Raw genomic sequence first — 18,924 nt, forward strand, 5'->3', positions numbered from 1 at the left:
GGCATCGACCCGACGACACCGTCGACAGGGGGAGGTGCGCGGTGCACGGACCGACGCAGGCCGCCTGGCTGCTCGTCGCGCTGTGCGCGGCGACCGGGGCCTACTGTCTGCTGCGGATGCGCAGCCGGATCGAGGAACAGCGCCGTACCGCGGGCGGCGAGGCGCTCATGGGGTTCGGGATGGCGGTGATGGCCGTGCCCGCCGCGGTGGTCGCGCTGCCGCGCTGGGCCTGGCTCGGCTACGCCGCGGTGTTCGGGGCGGCCGCGCTGCACGCGCTGTGGGCGGCCCGCACGAGCCGTCACCACCTGCACCATCTCGTCGGCGCGTGCGCCATGGTCTACATGTCGCTCGCGATGATCACGACCCCCGGCGCGCACGCGGGACACGGGGGCGCGGGCCTGCCCGTACTGACCGGCGCCCTCCTGCTCTACTTCGCCGGATACGTCCTGTGGTCCGGCGCGCGCCTGGCCCCCGCGGGCACCGTGACGGCGGTCCGGGGTGGCAGCGGCGGCCCGCCCGCCCTCGGCTGGGGCGACCGGCCGGAGCTGGCGCTGGCGTGCAGGCTGTCGATGGGGATCGGCATGCTGGCGATGCTGCTGACGCTCTGACCGCGCCCCGACCGGCCCCGTCGCGCGCTCCCCGGCCGGGGCCTCAGTGCCCGATCAGCGCGGCCAGCGCCGTGAGGCTGTCGATCTGCCAGTCCGCCGCCTCGGCCACGGCCGCGTCGTCCGCCCACAGATGGCCCCACGGGCCGCGGCGGATGTGCGCGGTGCGCAGTCCCGCCTGCTTGGCGGGGAAGACGTCGTGCGCGGGGTGATCGCCGACGTAGAGCGTCTCGCGGGGCCCGGCCTGGGCGACTTCGAGCACCCGCGCGAAGAAGGCGGGGTCCGGTTTCGCCACGCCCCAGTCCCCCGAGGTGACGACGAGGTCGGCGGGCAGATCGAGGTCGCGCAGGAGTTCGGCGGCGCGCGATGTCGCGTTGCCCGCGACGATGACGCGGACGCCGAGCTTGTGGAGACCGCCGAGGGCGGGCCGCACATCCGGATAGAGGTCGCTCTCGGCCAGATGCTCACCGCGGCCCGCCGACTCGCGCGCGTGGTAGGCGGAGGCGATGTCCATGTCCGGGCTGATGAGCCGCAGCGCGTCCAGGCCGTCCCCGCCCTGCGCGACGACGGCGCCGACGAGCGCGGACACCGTGTGCCTCGGCATCTTCAGCCAGTCCGCCCACGATGCCCAGTAGCGGTCGTCTTTGGTGAGGGTCTCCCCCACGTCGAACACGATGGTCTCGATCATCTTCCGACACTACGGCGTCCGCCCGCGCGTACGGCGGCCGCCACTCGGCGGCGGAACGGAGCGATCCGATCGGAGCCCATTTCGTATGCGAGGTGCGCACATCGGCCGTGGCGTCCATCACTTGAGGAGACAGCCCATACCCCTCGGTAGCCCGGCCCTCATAGGCTGGGCGGCATGATGGTCCCCGTCGCACTGTTGCTGCTGGGCGCCCTGACGGCAGTCGTCGCCCCCCGGATGCTCGCGCGGGCCGACTGGCCGGAGCGCGAACCGGTGGTCGCGCTATGGGCCTGGCAGTGCGTGGTGGCGGGCGTCCTGCTCTGCTGCGCGCTGTCGATGACGCTCAGCGCGGCCGCCGCGTGGCAGGCCGTGCGCGGCCACGTCTTCGCGCCCGCCCCGCACGCCGTGGTCGAGGCGTACGCTCTCCAGGCGCCGGGTCCCTGGGCGGCCGCCACCGCCGTGGCGCTGGCCTGCGGCGGCGTGTGGACCGCGGCGATGCTGACCCGGGAGATCGCACTGGCGCGAGCCCGCCGGGCCGGGCGCCGGGCCGAGCTGCTCGTGCGTGCCCCGCTGTTGCCCGGGGAGGAGCCGGGCGCCGACCGCCTCGTCGTCCTGGAGGGCGAGCGCCCGGACGCCTGGTGGCTGCCGGGTCAGGCGCCTCAACTGGTCATCACCACCGCCGCGTTGCGTCGCCTGAAGGGCCGTCAGCTCGATGCCGTGCTCGCGCACGAGCAGGGGCACGCGCAGGCCAGGCACGACTGGCTGCTGCACTGCTCGGGCGCGCTGGCCGCCGGCTTCCCGCAGGTACGGGTGTTCGCCGCGTTCCGCGACCAGATGCACCGCCTGGTGGAGCTGGCCGCCGACGACGTGGCGTCACGCCGCTTCGGGCGGCTGACGATCGCGCTCGCCCTCGTCGAACTGAACGAGGACCGCGGCGTGTTCGGCCCCTGCCCGACGCCGCACGCACACGTCCCGCACCGCGTGCACCGGCTGCTCTCCGCCCACCCGCGCCTCACCACCGCCCGCAGACTGCGCCTGACGGCCACCGCGGCGCTGGTCCCGGTGATCCCCGTCCTCGTCACCTTCGTACCGGGTCTGCGGGCGCTGGGCTAGGCCACGTCCCGCGGGCCGGGGTGCGTGCGCCCGGAAGCCTTCCGCGAGGCGGGCGCGGGGCGCCGTGGGCACCCCGCGCGATCGCGGGTACCCGCACCGGGCCGTCCCGGGCGACGCCGCGCCGCCGGCCCGGAGATGGTTTCCATCCCATTCCGTCGGCGAGGATCCCCTTATGCACCCCGCGTCACTGGACTCCCCCACCCGACCGCCCGCCCACCGGGCCGCGCGCGCCGCGGCGCTGTTCTGCGTCCCCTCCCTCCTGCTGCTCCTGCTGGTGGCGCTGGAGTGGAAGCCGCTGATCTCGCTCGACGAGGGCATCGCCCGCACCACGCACCGCTGGGCGGTGGCCGACCCGGGTCTCACCCGGGCGAGCCGGATCCTCACCGACTGGGTGTGGGACCCATGGACGATGCGCGCGCTGTGCGCGGTGACCGTCCTCTGGCTCGCGGCACGCGGCGCCCGCCGGCTCGCGCTCTGGTTCGCGGGCACCTGTGTGGCGGCCTCGGTGGTGCAGCAGGCGCTGAAGGCCGCGGTGGACCGCCCTCGTCCGGTGTGGTCGGACCCCGTCGACTCCGCGCACTACGCGGCGTTCCCCTCCGGCCACGCGATGACGGCGGCGGTCGTCTGCGGAATGCTGCTGTGGCTGCTGCGTCTGTACGGGGTGGGCCGCACCGCGTGGCGCGCGGCCGTGACCCTCGCCGTGCTCTCGGTGACCGGGGTGGGGGTGACCCGCGTCTGGCTCGGCGTCCACTGGCCCACGGACGTCCTCGGCGGCTGGCTGCTCGGCGCACTGACGGTGGCGCTGGCCGTCACGACGTACGCGTACGGGCCCGGCAGGCATGGCGCGAGCGGCTCTTGACCGGTCGTCGGGCACCCCCGGAGGATCCTGGCTATGACGATCAAGGGCGCACTCTTCGACTTCTCCGGAACCCTCTTCCGCATCGAACCCACCGAAGCCTGGCTGCGCGCCGTGGCCGACGATCTCGGAGTGCCGTTCGCCGAAGACGAGTTGGCGCGGGCCGCGGCCGGCCTGGAGCGGGTGGGAGCGATGCCCGGCGGGGCCGTACCGGTCGCGGTGCCCGCGCGTCTGGCCGGGCTGTGGGCGCAGCGCGACCGGAGCGCCGAGCAGCACCGCGCCGCCTACACGGGGGTCGCCCGGGAGGTGGCGCTGCCGGATCCCCGGCTGTACGACGCGCTGTACGAGCGGCACATGACACCCGAGGCGTGGCGTCCCTACGGTGACGCGGCGGAGGTCCTGGCCGGACTGCGCGACCGGGGTGTCCGGGTAGCGGTGGTCAGCAACATCGGGTGGGATCTGCGGCCCGTCTTCCGCGCCCATGGGTTCGACGCGTATGTGGACGCGTACGTCCTGTCGTACGAGCACGGCATCCAGAAGCCGGACCCGCGCCTGTTCGCGCTGGCCTGCGAGGCGCTGGGAGCCGATCCCCGGGACACGCTGATGGTGGGTGACGACCGACGGGCCGACGGCGGGGCGGCGGCGCTCGGGTGCGCGCTGCACTTCGTCGACCATCTGCCGGCCGACCGGCGCCCGGACGCGCTGCGGCCGGTGCTCGACCTGGCCGGGTGAGGCGTCGAAGACCTCGTCGAACCACCGGTGGGCCCTGTGGAACCACCTGGGAGCAGGCAACACTCCCCCGCGGTGCTGCCTGCCCCAGGCTGGTTCGACCCACGCGTGGCCTGATGAAGGCCTCGGTGCGGGACACGCCGAGTATACTGGCTCAGAGCCAGTCAACGCAGGAGTTACGGAATGTCCCCGCGTAGCCCGTCGGTCAATGAAGAGTTGCGCAGGCGTTCGCGCGAGCGGTTGCTCCAGGCCACGGTGGAGCTGGTGGGCGAGCGGGGTTACGAGGCGACGACGCTCGGGGACATCGCCGACCGGGCGGGCGCGGCCCGCGGTCTGGTGTCGTACTACTTCCCGGGGAAGCGCCAGCTCCTCCAGTCGGCGGTGCACCGGCTGATGCACCGCACTCTGGAAGCCGCCCTGGAGCGGGAGCCGATCCCCGAAGACGGCACAGACAGCACGGGCGGCGCGGAGGGTGCGGAGCGGCTGGCGCGCGCCATCGACGCGATCCTGGGCCTGGCCCGGGACGAACCGCTGCTCATGCGCACGCACATGGCGGGCATTCTCCAGGCGGAGGGGTTCGTGCAGTGCCCCGAGCAGCAGCGTCTGGCGGAGCTGCTGCGGGACACCGTCGTGCGGTACGGATCGGATGACGTCGACAGGGACTATCCGCTGCTGCGCGCTCTGCTCATGGGCGCGGTCTTCGCCCTGCTCATCCCGGGCGCGCCGATGCCGCTCGCGACGCTGCGGGCCGAGCTGTTCCAGCGGTACGGCCTGGACTGGGCGCTCGGCGTCCCGCCCAGCGGCGCTCCACCCGATGCCGACGGCGGCGGCGCGGAACGGCTGGGCCGCGCACCCTGACAGCGGGCACCCCGAGTGCGATCCTGAAACCGTCCCGGGGTCGCCTCGCGGAGGGAGCACCAGCGTGCTGCACGTCGCCGTCGTCGGTTCGGGTCCCAGCGGGGTGTACGCCGCGCAGTCCCTCGTCCAGCAGGACCTGGTGCCGCGGGTGCGGGTCGATGTGCTCGACCGGCTGCCCTGCCCGTACGGCCTCGTGCGCTACGGCGTCGCGCCGGACCACGAGAAGATCAAGTCGCTCCAGAACAATCTGCGGACGGTCCTGGAGCACGAGCGCGTGCGCTTCCTCGGGTCCGTCGAGATCGGCCCCGGCGCCCTGCCCCCGGCCAGGCTCCTCGATCTGTACCACGCGGTGGTGTACTGCGTGGGCGCGGCGGCGGACCGCAGGCTCGGGGTGCCCGGCGAGGATCTGCCGGGCAGTCATTCGGCGACCGAGTTCGTCTCCTGGTACAGCGCGCATCCGGACGTGCTGACGGACGGTTTCGAGCAGGACGGTTTCGTACGGGGCGTGGAGTCGGCCGTCGTCATCGGCGTGGGGAACGTCGCGGTGGACGTCGCCCGGATCCTCGTCCGCGGCGTGGCCGAGCTGCTGCCCACGGACATGCCGGACGCGGCGCTCGGCGTCCTCGCGGGGAGCCGGGTGCGCGAGGTGCACATGGTGGGGCGGCGCGGGCCCTCGCAGGCGCGGTTCACCACCAAGGAGCTGCGGGAGCTGGGCGCGCTCCCGGACACCGAAGTCGTCGTGGATCCGGCGGAGTTGGCGCTGGACCCCGCGTACGCCGACCCGTCCGGGCTGCCCGCCGCGAGCCGTCGCAACATCGAGGTGCTGCGCGGCTGGGCCGAGCGCCCGCCACGCGGTCTGCCCCGGCGGATCCGCCTGCGCTTCTTCCTGCGTCCTGTCGCCCTGACGGCCGGGGCCGCGGGCCGCGTCGCCGGGGCGCGCTTCGAGCGCACGCTGCCGGACGGCCGGGGCGGGGTGAGCGGTTCGGGGCAGTACGAGGACATCCCGGCGCAGTTGGTCCTGCGCTCGGTCGGTTACCGCGGGGTGCCACTGGACGGGCTGCCGTTCGACCCCGAGCGGGGCACGGTCCCGCACGCGGCCGGGCGGGTGCTGCGCGACGGGGCGCCGTCGCCGGGCGAGTACGTTGCCGGGTGGATCAAGCGGGGCCCGACCGGCGTCATCGGCACCAACCGCCCCTGTGCCAAGGAGACGGTGCAGTCCCTGCTGGACGACGCCCCCGATCTCGTACGCAGGGGCGTTCCGGAGGATCCGCTGGCGGGGCTGCGCGCGGCGGGTGTGCGGCCGGTGGAGTGGCCGGGGTGGCTGGCGATCGAGCGCGCGGAGGCCGAGCTGGGGCGCTCGCTCGGCCGGGGCGTGGTGAAGATCCCGGACTGGGCGGGGCTGCGGCGGGCGGCGCAGGGGCAATAGGCGGCGGGCGGGCTTTCTCGCGGCTCCCGGTCAGCCGTCGGCGCCGAGCCTCTCCGCCTCGCGGGCGGCCGCGGCGAGGACGCTGTCGAGGAGGCCGGGGAAGAGCGCGTCCAGGTCGTCGCGGCGCAGCACGCTCAGCTTGGCCGTACCCCGGTAGATCTGCCGGATCACACCGCTCTCGCGCAGCACCCGGAAGTGGTGCGTGCTCGTCGACTTGGTGACGGGCAGGCCGAAGTGCGAGCAGGCCAGCTCCGCTCCCTCTTCCCTGGCGAGGTCCCGGACGATCCGCATCCGCATGGGGTCGGCGAGGGCGTGCAGCACCGCGTCGAGCCGGATCTCCTCGGGCTCGGGGTGGGCGAGCGTCCTGCTGCTGGCGGCGGTCGTCATGGCGTCATCGTACGACAGTCACCGTAGTTCGGCATTCACCGTAGTTTGATGTTCGCCGTAGTTTGACATTCACCGTACTACGAGGTCTATCGTACGACTAGAAGACCAGCCGCGAGTAATGGAGTCCGCCGTGAGCGCCCTGTTCGAGCCGTACACCCTGCGATCGCTGACCGTCCCGAACCGGGTCTGGATGCCCCCGATGTGCCAGTACTCGGCGCTCCCGGAGGGGCCCGAAGCAGGTGTCCCGCAGGACTGGCACTTCGCGCACTACGCGGCGCGTGCCGCCGGCGGTACGGGCCTGATCATCGTCGAGGCGACCGCCGTCAGCCCCGAGGGCCGCATCAGCCCGTACGACCTCGGCATATGGAACGACACCCAGGTGGAGGCGTTCCGCCGCACGACGGCGTTCCTCAAGAGCCAGGGCACCGTCCCCGGCATCCAGATCGCGCACTCCGGACGCAAGGGGTCCACGGGGCGCACCTGGACGGGCGGCGGCCCGGTGGGTCCGGAGGAGTACGGCTGGCAGCCCGTCGCGCCCAGCCCGGTCGCCTTCGACGAGCGCCACCCCGTGCCGGCGGAGCTGACCGTCGAGCAGATCCGCGAGGTCGTCGGGCAGTTCGCCGACGCGGCGCGGCGCTCGCTCGACGCCGGTTTCGAGGTCGCCGAGATCCATGGCGCACACGGCTATCTGATCGGCGAGTTCCTCTCCCCGCACAGCAACAAGCGCACCGACGCGTACGGCGGTTCGTACGAGAACCGCACGCGTTTCGCCCTGGAAGTGGTCGATGCCGTACGGGCCGTGTGGCCCGAGGACAAGCCGCTGTTCTTCCGCATCTCGGCCACCGACTGGCTGGAGGAGGCGGGCTGGACGGCCGACGACACCGTGCGCTTCGCGACCGGACTCAAGGAGCACGGGATCGATCTGCTCGACGTGTCCACGGGCGGCAACGCGGCGGGCGTCCGCATCCCCGTCGAGCCCGGCTATCAGGTGCCGTTCGCCGCGCGGGTGAAGGCCGAGACGGATCTCGCGGTCGCCGCGGTCGGCCTCATCACCGACGTGGAGCAGGCCGAGAAGATCCTCGCGGGCGGCGAGGCGGACGCGGTCCTGCTGGGCCGGGAGCTGCTGCGCAACCCGTCGTGGGCGCGGCACGCGGCACGCGAAGTCGGCGCCGAGGTGCACGTGCCGGACCAGTACCACCGGTCCGTCTGAGCACGCCCCGGCCGTTCACGCGGGTCATTCGGGGATGGCCGCCAGGGTGAAGGAGTGGCCCGCCGGGTCGGAGTAGGTGCGGGTGTCCCGCGGACCGCTGTTGTTCTTCGTGTCCACGGGGCGCGCGCCATGGCCGACCGCCTCGCGCTCCGCCTCGTCCATGTCGTGCCGGGCCACCATGATCCTCAGGTGCGCCTGCTGCGAGTCCTCGGGGCGGGGCCAGCTCGGCGGGATGTAGTCGCGCTCCCGGTGGACGGCCAGGCAGACCCCGTTCTCGTTGGTGATCTCGACGTAGTCGGGGTCCTTGCTCAGCCGGACCTCCGCGCCGAGCAGCCCGGCGTAGAACTCGGCGAGCTGCTCGGGCTCCGAACAGTCCAGGACAAGCACGGCGTTCTTGTGAACGGTCATGACGGCCGGGTCCCCCCGCGATTCCCGGCCAAACGGGGGTGACGGGTTACTTCATCCACTCCGCCTCGTACTTCGCGTACGTCCCGTCGTGCGTGGCGAGGTGCACGAACTGGTCGACGTACGCCTTGAACTCGTCGTCGCCGCGCGGGATCGCGTACGCCTTCTCCGAGAAGGTGAACGGCTTCTCCGGGTGGAGGGAGCAGAGTTCGGGGTGGATCCTCGACTGGTAGCGGGTCTCGCTCGCGTCCGTCATCATCACGTCCGCCCGGCCGTCGATGATCTCCTGGAAGATCGTGGTGTTCTCCGGGTGGAGCGTGATCGTCGCCCGCTTGATGTGGGCGCGCGCGAACTCTTCGTTGGTGCCGCCGGGGTTGACGATGACCCTGGTGCCCGGTTTGTCGATGTCCTTCAGCGTCCCCGCGCCGAACCTGCCCTTGTCGGCGCACCGCACGATCGGCGTCTTGCCGTCCTCGCGCGTGGGCTCGCCGAAGTAGACCTGGCGGGCGCGCGGCAGGGTGATCGAGACGCCGCCGACGCCGATGTCACAGCGGCGCGCGGCGACGTCCTTGGTGAGGTTCGCCCAGGTCGTCGCCACGAACTTCGTTTTGGCTCCGAGGCTCTTCGCGAGGTCGCGCGCCATCTCGATGTCCACGCCGCTGTACTTCTTGCCGGCGGGGTCCAGCTTGGTGAACGGCGCGTAGTCGCCGGTCGTGCAGACCTTCAGGACGCCCTTCCTCGGCACGGAGTCCAGCAGGCTGCCGTAGTGGCGGTCCGGGCGCGCGCCCGCGTCGGGCAGAGCGGGCGCGGCGGCGGTGGCGGCCAGCAGGCAGACGAGGGCGGCCAGGGTGGCGGCACGCTTCACGGAGGGCTCCTTCGCGCTACGGACGACGGCTCGTAGGGATCACCCTCGCAGACCCGTTCCCGCCGGTGGACCTTCTTCTCACCCGTCGAGCGGCGCAAGCCGCACGGCGGTCAGATCGGGGCCCCCGCCGGCGTACGCGTCCTCGTCGAACGGGTACAGGGGCCGCTCCACGCGGTGGTGCCCGAGGCGGAGGAGATCCTGGTCGACGCCGCCCGGAGTGAGCGCGAGCAGCCAGTCCGCCGCCATGTCGTACAGCTCGGGCTCCAGGTAGCCGATCTTCACGGCCACGATGTCGTACGTACGAGGGTCGATGCCGAGTCCGCCGTCCCGCGGGCCCATGAAGTCGGCCAGGGTGTGGAACGGCTTGCGCCGCTCGACGAGGATCACGGTGAGGCCGCCGGTGCGGACGGCCGCCATGTCGACCCCGCGGTCGTAGGCGCCGCCCTCCGCGCGGTCCTTCTGATCGGTGGCGTGCTGCAACGCGACGACGGTGCCGGTGAGTTCGTACGGCCCGCCGTGGTGCGCGTCGACCTTGCCGCCGACGCTCAGCGTGACCTCCGCGCCCACGCCCGCCTCGAAGCAGCGGGCTACGGCGGCCGGGTCGGTGATGCCGGGGTGGACGGCGGTGACCCGCCCGGAGCGGATCGCGTCGTTCTCGAGGAGCTTGCCCAGCATGTACGCGAGGTCACCCGCGCCGCCCGCCGTCGGGTTGTCGCCCGAGTCGCTGATCAGGAAGGGGCGCCGGGACGAGACGACCGCCCGCTCGACGCACTCCTCGGCGCTGCCCGTCGGTCCGACGAAGACGAAGTCGCGGCGGGCGTCCCAGTAGCGGCGGGCCAGCTTCTCGGCCTCGGCCGCGGCCAGTCCGGCGTCCTCGCCGGTGACGACGACGGCGGCCTTGCAGCGCGGCTCGTCGGCCCAGGCGTAGCCGACCCACAGCGCGGCGTCGAGGATGCCGGGCAGCTTCTCGATCTCGGCGAGCGAGGCGTAGAGGGACTTGGCGGGCTCCAGGCGGGTGCTGGTCTTCTCGCCGGGCAGGAGCACCGGCACCTGTACCCAGGCGCGGTGCGGGCGGACGCCGTCGCGCAGACAGCGGACGAGGTTGCGGGCCGCGCGCTCGCGGGTCTCCCAGGCGTCCTCGTGCGGGGCGAGACGGTGGGTGGTGAGCAGGTCGACGGGCTCGGCGAAACGGCGCGAGACGTTGCCGTGCAGGTCCATGGCGGCGGAGATCATCGGTCGGCCGGTGCCGTCCGGGGTGCCGACGGAGTCGAGAGCGGCGCGCACCGCCTCGGTGAGGTCGGCCTCGGCGTCGGTGAGCCCGACGACGCTCATCGCGCCGTGGATGTCGTAAACGAGGCCGTCGAGCGGGCCCGCTCGCCGTATGCGCGTGACCAGTTCGTCCTTGAGGGTCAGATACGACGCGGCCTCGACCGGGCCGCCGGGCAGCGAGGTCGCGTGCAGCAGCGGCACCCACTCGACGGCCGCGGCGAGGTCGGAGCCGGGGCGCGTCCAGGTGTAGCGGTCGAGGAGGTCCTGGCCGCGGGTCTGCCGGAAGTCGTCCGTGGTGGAGCGGTGCGGGCAGAAGGTGGACGACTCGATGCCGATGCCGCCGATGCCGATGCGCAGGCGGCGGTTCGTGGTGGGCGTCATGCGGGGGCACTCGCTTCCTGGGGGGCGGGGGCGGCCGGCGAGGTCGGCAGGTGGTGCCGCAGGGCGGTGAGGCCGGCGCCGAGGAGGCCGGCGTCGACGCCGGTGACGGTGGTGGTGATCTCCAGGTCGGCCGTGGCCAGCGGCAGGCACCGTTCGTAGAGCACGCCCCGCACGGCGGCCACCAGGGGTTCGGCGGTCGCGAGGACGCCGCCGAGCGCCACGGCCTGCGGGTTGAAGAAGTTGACGACGACGGACAGGACGGTGCCGATGTGCCGCCCCGCGGTGCGGACGAGGGTGGTGGCCTGCGGGTCGCCGTCCGCGACGAGGCGCAGCAGGTCGCCGGTGTCGGCGGCCTCGACGCCCTGGCGGGCGAGTTCGCGGATGAGGGCGGCGCCGCTGGCGACGGTCTCCAGGCAGCCGATGTTGCCGCAGCTGCACGGGCGGTCGCCCGCGGCGTCGACGCGGACGTGGCTGATGTCGCCCGCGCTGCCGTTGGCGCCGCCGTGCGGGCGCCCCGCGGAGATGATGCCGCTGCCGATGCCGCGTCCGGCCTTGACGACGACGAGGTGGTCGAGTCCGGGGCGGGCGACGCGGTGCTCCCCCACGGCCATCATCGTGGCGTCGTTGTCGACGGTGACGGGGATGCCGAGCCGCTCGGCGAGGACGTCCCTGAGCGGGTAGCGGTGCCAGCCGGGCATGCGGGACGGGCTCAGGACGCGGCCCGTATCCGGTTGCACCGGGCCGGGGAACGCCACACCGAACGCGCGTACGGCACGGCCCTCCTCGCACTGGCGGGCGATGAGGCGGTCGACCTGGCCGCAGAGCCAGTCCACGGCGGACTCGGGTCCCGCGGTGATGTCATGGGGCAGATCGACGGCGTCCGTGACGGTGCCGCCCAGGTCGACCACGCCGAGCCGCGCGTGGTGGCTGCCGAGGTCGGCTGCGACCGCGACGCCTCCGTGCGCGGCGACCCGCAGGAGACGTGGCCTGCGACCGCCGCGCGAGGCTCCCTCTCCGGACTCGCTCAGGAGCCCCGCGTCGACCAGTTCCTGCACGCGCAGAGAGACCGTCGAGGGGGCGAGGCCCAACTCGCGTACGAGATCCGCCCGGGAAGTGGCCGCCCCCGATGAGACCAGGTGGACGATGTGCTGCGCCGACCCCGGTTCGCCGAGTGGTGTTCCGGCCATGCCGCCCCCCGTTGTTGCCTGTTGCTTCGAGTTTCTACTTCGACCGCGGCACGAAGACTAGGTCTCCTCGAATCAAGTCCGCTACCCCCGCCGGGTTTTCGGGTCTCTTCCGAACGAAGCTATTGACTTGTTTTTCGCGTGCGGCCTAGCGTTCGGGCGCCGCCCCGTCGTTCTCCGGCACGGGGCCGCCCCCGTCCCCCTGGGAGGCCCATCGCCATGCGTTCACATCGTTCCGCGGCGGCAGCTCTGCTCGTCCTCGCGATGGTCCTCACCGGCTGCGTCCGCGAGGGCGGCCGCATCGACATGGGCCCCACCGGCGGCACCCCCGTCGAGGGCGGCACGGCGACGATGGCCCTGCCCCCGGCCGCGACACCCAACTGGATCTTCCCGATCGGCGCACCCGGCTACGGCGCCTCGTACAACAGCGGCATCTACTCACTGCTGTTCACGCCGGTGTACGACGCCGTGCAGGACAAGGCGAAGGGCGAGCTGAGCACACACGGCCCCGGCACGCTCGGTCTCACCCCCAGGTACGGCGACGGGAACAAGACGGTGACGGTGCCGCTGCGCGAGGGCGTCAAGTGGTCCGACGGGAAGCCCGTCACCGCGCGCGACGTGGAGTTCTGGTTCCGTCTCGTCAAGGCCAACAAGGCGGAGTGGGGCGGCTATTCGGTGGGCGCGATGCCGGACAACGTCAAGCGGTTCGAGACGCTCGACGACCACACCGTGCGCCTTCACCTGGCGCGCGCGTACAACCCGGACTGGTTCACCGCCAACCAGCTCACGCTGATGAGGGCCCTGCCCCAGCACGCCTGGGACGCGAGGACCGACGGCGGGCGGATCGGCGACTGGGACCGCACGACCGAGGGCGCCAGGGCGGTTTTCGCGCGGCTCACGAAACACGCGAAGAGCCTCGGCTCGTACGGCTCCGACCCGCTGTGGAAGACCGTCAACGGGCCCTGGAGGCTCGCGGGCTGGCGGGACAGCGGTCAGGTCACGATCGTGCCGAACGAGAGGTACACCGGCCCGGCGTCGGAACGCCCCCACCTGGACAAGGTCGTCTTCAAGCCGTTCACGACGGCCGACTCCGAGTTCAACGTGCTGCGTTCGGGCGGCGTCGACTACGGCTACATCCCGCCGTCGGTGATGGCGCAGAAGGAGAAGTTCGAGGACAAGGGCTACCGCGTCGATCCGTGGGAGGGGTGGGCGGCGACGTACATCGTCTACAACTTCAACTCCACGCACGGCGGCCCGATGATGGACCAGCTCTACATCCGGCAGGCCATGCAGCACCTCGTCGACCAGAAGGCGATGAGCGACGTCATCTGGCAGGGCAGCGCCACCCCGACGCTCGGCCCCGTACCGACGACACCGAAGAGCCAGTACCTGTCCGAGGCCATGGAGCGGAACCGGTACCCGTACGACGTACGCGAGGCCCGGCGTCTCCTCGCCGCGCACGGCTGGCGCACCAAGAACGGCACGGCCCGCTGCGTACGCCCGGGGACGGGCGAGGACCAGTGCGGCAAGGGCATCGAGAAGGACGCGCCGCTGGAGCTGACCCTGCTCTCCCAGTCCGGCTCCACCGAGACGACGAACATGATGCAGGAGCTGAAGTCGTCGCTGTCCAAGGCCGGCATCGAGCTGACCGTACGTCAGCAGCCGCTGAACTCCGTCCTCGGCAACTCCGTCCCGTGCGGGGCGAAGGACCCGGGCTGCGACTGGGACATGTCCTTCTTCGGGACGGCCGGCAGCTGGTACTACCCGCTCAACCCCAGCGGCGAGCAGCTCTTCTCGACCGGGGCCTCCGCCAACTTCGGCAACTACAGCGACAAACGGGCCGACCGCGTCATCCGGGGCGTGCAGTACTCCCCCGACATGAAGGCCGTGCACGAGTACGGCGAGTACCTCGCCGAGCAGCTGCCCGTGATGTGGATGCCCAACCCGGCGTACCAGGTCTCGGTGATCCGCAACGACCTGCGCGGCGTCGCGCAGAACCCGACGGTCAGCTTCGCGCCCCAGCACTGGTACTACGTCAAGAAGAAGGGGGCCGGGAAGTGACCGGCAGCAAGGGCTCCACCGGCTTCACCGGCTTTCTGGTCAAACGCTTCCTCCAGGCGATCGTCGTGCTCTTCCTGGTGTCGGTCATCGTCTTCGTGCTGCTGCACCTGCTGCCGGGCGGCCCCGCGCGCGCCATCCTCGGCCCGAAGGGCACGCCGCAGCAGATCGAGCACTTCAACCACCAGCAGGGGTACGACCGTTCACTGCCCACGCAGTACGCGATGTATCTGAAGCGGCTGCTCACGGGCGACCTCGGCGAGTCCTTCAAACTCAACTCGCCCGTCCTCGACCTGCTCAGGCAGCGCCTGCCGAAGACGCTGCTCCTCACCGTCCTGTCCACCACCCTCGCGGTGATCATCGCGGTCCCGCTCGGCCTGCTCCAGGCCGTGCGGCGCGGCAAGGCGTCGGACTACGCGCTGACGGGGCTCGCCTTCCTGATGTACGCGACGCCGGTGTTCTTCCTCGGTCTCATCATGATCATCCTGTTCGCGCAGGTCATGCCGGTCCTCCCGGCGGAGGCACCCCAGGGCGAGACGGTCGGCGAACTCCTCGGCGACCTCTCCGGTCTGGTGCTCCCTGTGGTCACCATGGCCTTCGGCATCATCGCGATGTTCAGCCGCTACATGCGCTCGGCGGTGCTCGACAACCTCACCGAGGAATACGTCCGCACGGCGATGGCCAAGGGCCAGTCGAGCCGCCGGATCATGGTCAGGCACGTCCTGCGCAACGCGCTGATCCCCCTCGCGACGCTCCTCGGCCTCTACCTCCCGACCCTCTTCAGCGGCGCCCTCGTCGTCGAGTCGATGTTCAACTACCCGGGCATGGGGCTGCTGTTCTGGAACGCGGCCCAGGGCTCCGACTTCCCCGTCCTGCTCGGCGTGACGCTCGTCGTCGGTGTCGCCACCGTCGTCGGCTCGCTGCTCACCGACGTCCTGTACGCCGTTCTCGACCCCCGGATACGGAGCGTGGCATGAGTACCACGGCAGCCCCTGTCACCGCCCCCGGCCATGAGGAGGCGGCGCGCGCAACACCCTCGCTGGCACGCCGCACGCTCCAGGTCTTCACCGGCAACAAGCTCGCGTTGACGGGCGTGGTGGTGCTGCTCCTGCTGCTCGCGCTCAGCTATCTGGGCCCGCTCCTGTACTCCACCGAGCAGGTCCACACCGACCTCTCCCGGGCGAACCTCCCGCCCGGCAGCCCGGGCCATCTCCTCGGCACCACCGACCTCGGCTACGACATGATCGGCCGGCTGATGGTGGCCGGGCGGACGTCGCTCGAGATCGGCCTGGCGGCAGGCCTGCTGGCCACGCTCTTCGGCACCGTCTACGGCGCGGTCGCCGGCTACTTCGGCGGCTGGGCCGATGCCGTGATGATGCGGATCACGGACGCGGCGCTCGCCATCCCGGCGATGTTCCTGCTCGTCGTCGTCGCCGCGATCGTCACACCGAGCAAGGGCGTCCTCATCATGATCATCGCGGCGGTGGCGTGGCTGTCCCCCGCCCGCCTGGTGCGCGGCGAGGCCCTGGCGCTGCGCGACCGCGAGTACGTCCAGGCCATGCGGATGATGGGCGGCAGCGGCGCGCGGGCCGTCTTCAAGCACATCGTGCCGAACGCGATCGGCACGGTCATCGTCAACTGCACGTTCCAGATCGCCGACGCGATCCTCTACGTCAGCTACCTCGCCTTCCTCGGGCTGAGCATCCCGCCGCCCTCGGCCGACTGGGGATCGATGCTGTCCGCCGGCATCACCTACACGCAGAACGGTTACTGGTGGCTGATCTTCCCGCCGGGCATCGCGATCGTGCTGGTCGTCGCCGCGTTCAACTTCATCGGTGACGGGCTGCGGGACGCCTTCGAAGTGCGGCTGCGGAAGTAACGGGAGACACGACAGATGACCGAGCCCCAGTGCGCGGCCGAGCCCCGGCCCACGACCGAGCAGCTGCTCACCATCGAGGACCTGCGCGTCGACATCATCTCGCGCGAGCGCACCGTCCACGCCCTCGACGGCGTCCGCCTGACCCTCGCCCCCGGCGAGGCCCTGGGCATCGTCGGCGAGTCCGGCTGCGGCAAGACAATGACCGCGCTCAGCGTCCTCGGCCTGCTGCCACCGGGCGGCGCGATCACCGGTGGCCGCGTCCTGTTCGACGGCCAGGACCTCGCCACCGCTCCCGAGCCGGTCCTGCGGGACGTACGGGGCGACACCATCGGCATGGTCTTCCAGGACCCGCTCACCTCCCTCAACCCGACGATGACCATCGGCGCGCAGGTGGCCGAGCCGCTGCTGCTGCACCGCCCCGGCATCGGCGGGAAGGAGGCCCGGGCGCGCGCCCAGGAGATGCTGCGCCTGGTCGGCATGGACCAGCCCGCCGAGCGCATGAAGGCCTACCCGCACCAGCTGTCCGGCGGCATGCGCCAGCGCGTGGCGATCGCCATGGCCCTGGTCTGCGAGCCGAAGCTGCTGATCGCGGACGAACCGACCACCGCGCTGGACGTGACGACGCAGCACCAGATCCTGGAGCTGGTCGACGACCTGCGCTCCCGGCTTGGCATGGCGATGATCCTGGTCACCCACGACCTGGGCGTCATCGCCAACCGCGTGGACCGGGTCGCGGTGATGTACGCGGGCAAGGTCGCCGAGGAGTCGGACGTACGCGACCTGTTCGCCCGCCCGCGCCACCGCTACACCGAGGCGCTGTTCGCCGCACTGCCCGAGCGGGCGGCGGGCAGCGGCACCGAACTGCACACCATCCCGGGCCTGCCGCCGAACCTCGCGGCGCGCCCCACGGGCTGCCGCTTCGCGCCGCGCTGCACCTTCGCCACCGACGAGTGCCGCACCGGGGAGCCACCGCTCGCCGACGACGAGGTCCGCGGCGTGGAGCACCGGTTCGCGTGCTTCCACCCGGTGCCGGACAAGGCCGTCACGCCGGAGGAGGTCGTGGTCCCACCGCCCGTACCGCCCACCGCCGGCCCCGGGGGCGTACTCCTCGAACTGGACGCCCTGGTCAAGGAGTTCCCGCTCAAGGGCGGCCCGTTCTCGCGCGGTCGGGGCGCGGTCAGCGCGGTCGGCGGGGTGTCGCTCAGGATCCGCGAGGGCGAGACGTACGGCATGGTCGGCGAGTCCGGGTGCGGCAAGACCACGCTCGGGCGGATCGTCGCGGGCCTGGAGGAGCCGACCGCCGGGGCGGTGCGCTTCAGGGGCGCCGATCCGGCGCGGATGTCGCGGGCCGAGCGGCGCGCGCACCGGCGCCGCGTGCAGCTGATGTTCCAGGACTCCACCGCCGCGATGGATCCACGCATGCGGGTCGGCGAGATCCTGCGCGAGCCCCTGGTGATCCAGGGCGTCGGCAGCCGCGCCGAGCGGGAGAAGCTGGTCGCCGGACTCCTCGACGCCGTCGGTCTGCCGCGCGGCGCGGTGCACCGCTACCCCCACGAGTTCTCCGGCGGTCAGCGTCAACGCCTGGGCCTGGCTCGGGCGTTGACGCTCTCGCCCGATCTGGTGGTCGCCGACGAGCCGGTCTCCGCCCTGGACGTGTCCGTGCAGGCGCAGATCCTGAACCTGATGCGGGACCTCCAGCGCGAGCGCGGCCTGACCTATCTGTTCATCTCGCACGACCTGGCCGTCGTACGCCATCTGGCGGACACCGTCGGCGTCATGTACCTCGGCAAGCTGGTGGAGTCGGGCCCGGCCGAACAGGTCTACGCGCACCCCCTGCACCCCTACACACGCGGTCTGCTCGACACGGTCAACCTCCCCGACCCCGAGGCCGCCTCCGATACGGAACGCGCGCCGCTGAAGGGCGAGACCCCCTCGGCGGCGAAGCCCCCGTCGGGCTGCCGCTTCCGCACCCGGTGCACCCTCGCCCAGGACGTGTGCGCCACGGCCGAGCCGCCCGTGAGCACACCGAACGGGCAGGGCCACCAGGTGGCCTGCCACTTCCCGCCGGCCGCGCCTTCGCTAGCGTCGACGGTGTGAGATTCGCCGATGTCCTTTCGCGTCGCCCGGTCGTGCTCGACGGCGGCCTCTCCAACCAGCTGGAGGCCGCAGGTCACGACCTGGGTGACGCGCTGTGGTCGGCGCGGCTGCTCGCCGACGAGCCCGGGGCGATCGAGGCCGCCCACCGCGCGTACTACCGGGCGGGCGCCGAGGTCGCCATCACCGCGAGCTACCAGGCGACGTACGAGGGGTTCGCCCGGCACGGCATCGACGCGCGCCGCACCACGGAACTGCTCCGCCTGAGCGTGGAGTTGGCGCGGGCCGCCGGATCCGGGCTCGGGCGCGAGGTGTGGGTGGCCGCGTCGGTAGGCCCCTATGGGGCGATGCTCGCCGACGGCTCCGAGTACCGGGGGCGGTACGGCCTCACCGTGGACGAGCTGGAGCGCTTCCACCGGCCCCGCCTCGAAACCCTCGCCGCGGCGGAACCGGACGTGCTCGCTCTGGAGACGGTCCCCGACACCGACGAGGCGCGGGCCCTGCTGCGGGCGGTGCGCGGCCTCGGGGTGCCGGCCTGGCTGTCGTACAGCGTGGCGGGCGCCCGCACGCGCGCGGGCCAGCCCCTCGACGAGGCCTTCGCGCTCGCCGCCGACGTGGACGAGGTCATCGCGGTCGGCGTGAACTGCTGCGATCCGCGAGACGTCGACGCGGCCGTGGCGCTGTCCGCGCGCGTCACCGGCAAACCCGTGGTCGTCTACCCGAACAGCGGCGAGACGTGGGACGCCGGGGCCCGGTCCTGGCGCGGTCCCGCGCGGTTCGCGGCGGGTCAGGTGGCGGGCTGGCGGGCGGCGGGGGCACGGCTGGTCGGCGGGTGCTGCCGGGTGGGCCCCGCGGTCATCGCGCAGGTGGCCGCGGAGCTGGCGTCGCCGGGGCGGCCGACGGGCTGAGGCCCGCGGCCG

The 18,924-nt window shown here is 72.5% G+C and carries 18 protein-coding genes; 12 read left to right on the top strand and 6 right to left on the bottom strand.

Translation table 11 applies throughout. The features are described from left to right. Nucleotides 1–41 precede the first annotated feature (41 nt). The gene (locus CP975_RS04335; RefSeq protein ID WP_055530651.1) at nt 42–608 is read left to right on the top strand and encodes a DUF5134 domain-containing protein; all 567 of its coding nucleotides are present in this window, start codon (nt 42–44) and stop codon (nt 606–608) included. A 43-nt stretch (nt 609–651) separates the two neighbouring features. On the opposite strand, the gene CP975_RS04340 is transcribed toward CP975_RS04335, so the two are convergent. Then, nucleotides 652–1,293, bottom strand: coding sequence for an HAD family hydrolase (locus tag CP975_RS04340; protein WP_055530649.1), 642 nt, complete (start codon nt 1,291–1,293; stop codon nt 652–654). A gap of 174 nt (nt 1,294–1,467) precedes the next feature. Here CP975_RS04340 and CP975_RS04345 point away from each other — a divergent pair, with 174 nt between their 5' ends. The 5 genes from CP975_RS04345 to CP975_RS04365 all read left to right on the top strand — a co-directional run bounded on the left by CP975_RS04345 (nt 1,468) and on the right by CP975_RS04365 (nt 6,272). Continuing rightward, on the top strand, nt 1,468–2,403 hold the full coding sequence (locus CP975_RS04345) for a M56 family metallopeptidase (RefSeq protein ID WP_055530647.1): 936 nt from the start codon (nt 1,468–1,470) through the stop codon (nt 2,401–2,403). A 172-nt stretch (nt 2,404–2,575) separates the two neighbouring features. Next, nucleotides 2,576–3,262, top strand: a complete 687-nt coding sequence (locus CP975_RS04350; protein WP_055530645.1) for a phosphatase PAP2 family protein — start codon at nt 2,576–2,578, stop codon at nt 3,260–3,262. Nucleotides 3,263–3,295: 33 nt separating this feature from the next. Further along, complete coding sequence (locus CP975_RS04355; RefSeq protein ID WP_055530643.1) at nt 3,296–3,991, top strand: HAD family hydrolase; 696 nt, start codon at nt 3,296–3,298, stop codon at nt 3,989–3,991. 180 nt (nt 3,992–4,171) lie between these two features. Further along, nucleotides 4,172–4,846: a TetR/AcrR family transcriptional regulator gene (locus tag CP975_RS04360; protein WP_055530641.1), complete on the top strand. Its 675-nt coding sequence runs from the start codon at nt 4,172–4,174 to the stop codon at nt 4,844–4,846. Between the two features lie 64 nt (nt 4,847–4,910). Continuing rightward, entirely contained in the window at nt 4,911–6,272 is a 1,362-nt protein-coding gene (locus CP975_RS04365) for an FAD-dependent oxidoreductase (RefSeq protein ID WP_055530640.1), read from the top strand. Nucleotides 6,273–6,302: 30 nt separating this feature from the next. Here CP975_RS04365 and CP975_RS04370 read toward each other — a convergent pair whose 3' ends face one another. Continuing rightward, complete coding sequence (locus CP975_RS04370) at nt 6,303–6,659, bottom strand: ArsR/SmtB family transcription factor (RefSeq protein WP_055530639.1); 357 nt, start codon at nt 6,657–6,659, stop codon at nt 6,303–6,305. Nucleotides 6,660–6,789: 130 nt separating this feature from the next. Here CP975_RS04370 and CP975_RS04375 point away from each other — a divergent pair, with 130 nt between their 5' ends. After that, on the top strand, nt 6,790–7,869 hold the full coding sequence (locus tag CP975_RS04375; protein ID WP_055530661.1) for an NADH:flavin oxidoreductase/NADH oxidase: 1,080 nt from the start codon (nt 6,790–6,792) through the stop codon (nt 7,867–7,869). Between the two features lie 24 nt (nt 7,870–7,893). Here the strand turns inward: CP975_RS04375 and CP975_RS04380 are convergent, their stop codons facing one another. From CP975_RS04380 to CP975_RS04395, 4 genes are all read right to left on the bottom strand, one after another. Then, a complete protein-coding gene (locus CP975_RS04380; RefSeq protein ID WP_055530638.1) occupies nt 7,894–8,277 on the bottom strand; it encodes a VOC family protein in 384 nt (127 codons plus the stop codon). A 46-nt stretch (nt 8,278–8,323) separates the two neighbouring features. After that, nucleotides 8,324–9,139, bottom strand: coding sequence for a transporter substrate-binding domain-containing protein (locus tag CP975_RS04385; protein ID WP_055530637.1), 816 nt, complete (start codon nt 9,137–9,139; stop codon nt 8,324–8,326). Between the two features lie 78 nt (nt 9,140–9,217). Continuing rightward, entirely contained in the window at nt 9,218–10,789 is a 1,572-nt protein-coding gene (locus CP975_RS04390) for a M81 family metallopeptidase (protein WP_150476589.1), read from the bottom strand. Then, nucleotides 10,786–11,976 carry an ROK family transcriptional regulator gene (locus CP975_RS04395; RefSeq protein WP_150476590.1) on the bottom strand — a complete coding sequence of 397 codons (1,191 nt, stop codon included), beginning with the start codon at nt 11,974–11,976 and terminating at the stop codon, nt 10,786–10,788. Before CP975_RS04395 ends, CP975_RS04390 begins: the two co-directional genes overlap by 4 nt. A 216-nt stretch (nt 11,977–12,192) precedes the next feature. On the opposite strand from CP975_RS04395, the gene CP975_RS04400 reads away from it, so the two are divergent. The 5 genes from CP975_RS04400 to mmuM are packed head-to-tail and all read left to right on the top strand — an operon-like array spanning nt 12,193 to nt 18,912. After that, nucleotides 12,193–14,034, top strand: a complete 1,842-nt coding sequence (locus tag CP975_RS04400; RefSeq protein ID WP_055534459.1) for a peptide ABC transporter substrate-binding protein — start codon at nt 12,193–12,195, stop codon at nt 14,032–14,034. Further along, entirely contained in the window at nt 14,031–15,008 is a 978-nt protein-coding gene (locus CP975_RS04405) for an ABC transporter permease (protein ID WP_055534457.1), read from the top strand. The genes CP975_RS04400 and CP975_RS04405 overlap by 4 nt, the downstream gene beginning before the upstream one ends. After that, nucleotides 15,005–15,910 (top strand): ABC transporter permease, encoded by a 906-nt coding sequence (locus CP975_RS04410; protein WP_055534455.1) that lies wholly within the window; start codon nt 15,005–15,007, stop codon nt 15,908–15,910. The genes CP975_RS04405 and CP975_RS04410 overlap by 4 nt, the downstream gene beginning before the upstream one ends. Nucleotides 15,911–15,925: 15 nt before the next feature. Beyond that, nucleotides 15,926–18,007: an ABC transporter ATP-binding protein gene (locus CP975_RS04415; RefSeq protein ID WP_055534453.1), complete on the top strand. Its 2,082-nt coding sequence runs from the start codon at nt 15,926–15,928 to the stop codon at nt 18,005–18,007. Then, nucleotides 18,004–18,912 (top strand): homocysteine S-methyltransferase, encoded by a 909-nt coding sequence (gene mmuM, locus CP975_RS04420; RefSeq protein ID WP_150476591.1) that lies wholly within the window; start codon nt 18,004–18,006, stop codon nt 18,910–18,912. The genes CP975_RS04415 and mmuM overlap by 4 nt, the downstream gene beginning before the upstream one ends. The last annotated feature ends 12 nt before the right edge of the window (nt 18,913–18,924 follow it).

The organism is Streptomyces alboniger (assembly GCF_008704395.1).
GTDB classification, from domain to species: Bacteria; Actinomycetota; Actinomycetes; order Streptomycetales; family Streptomycetaceae; genus Streptomyces; species Streptomyces alboniger.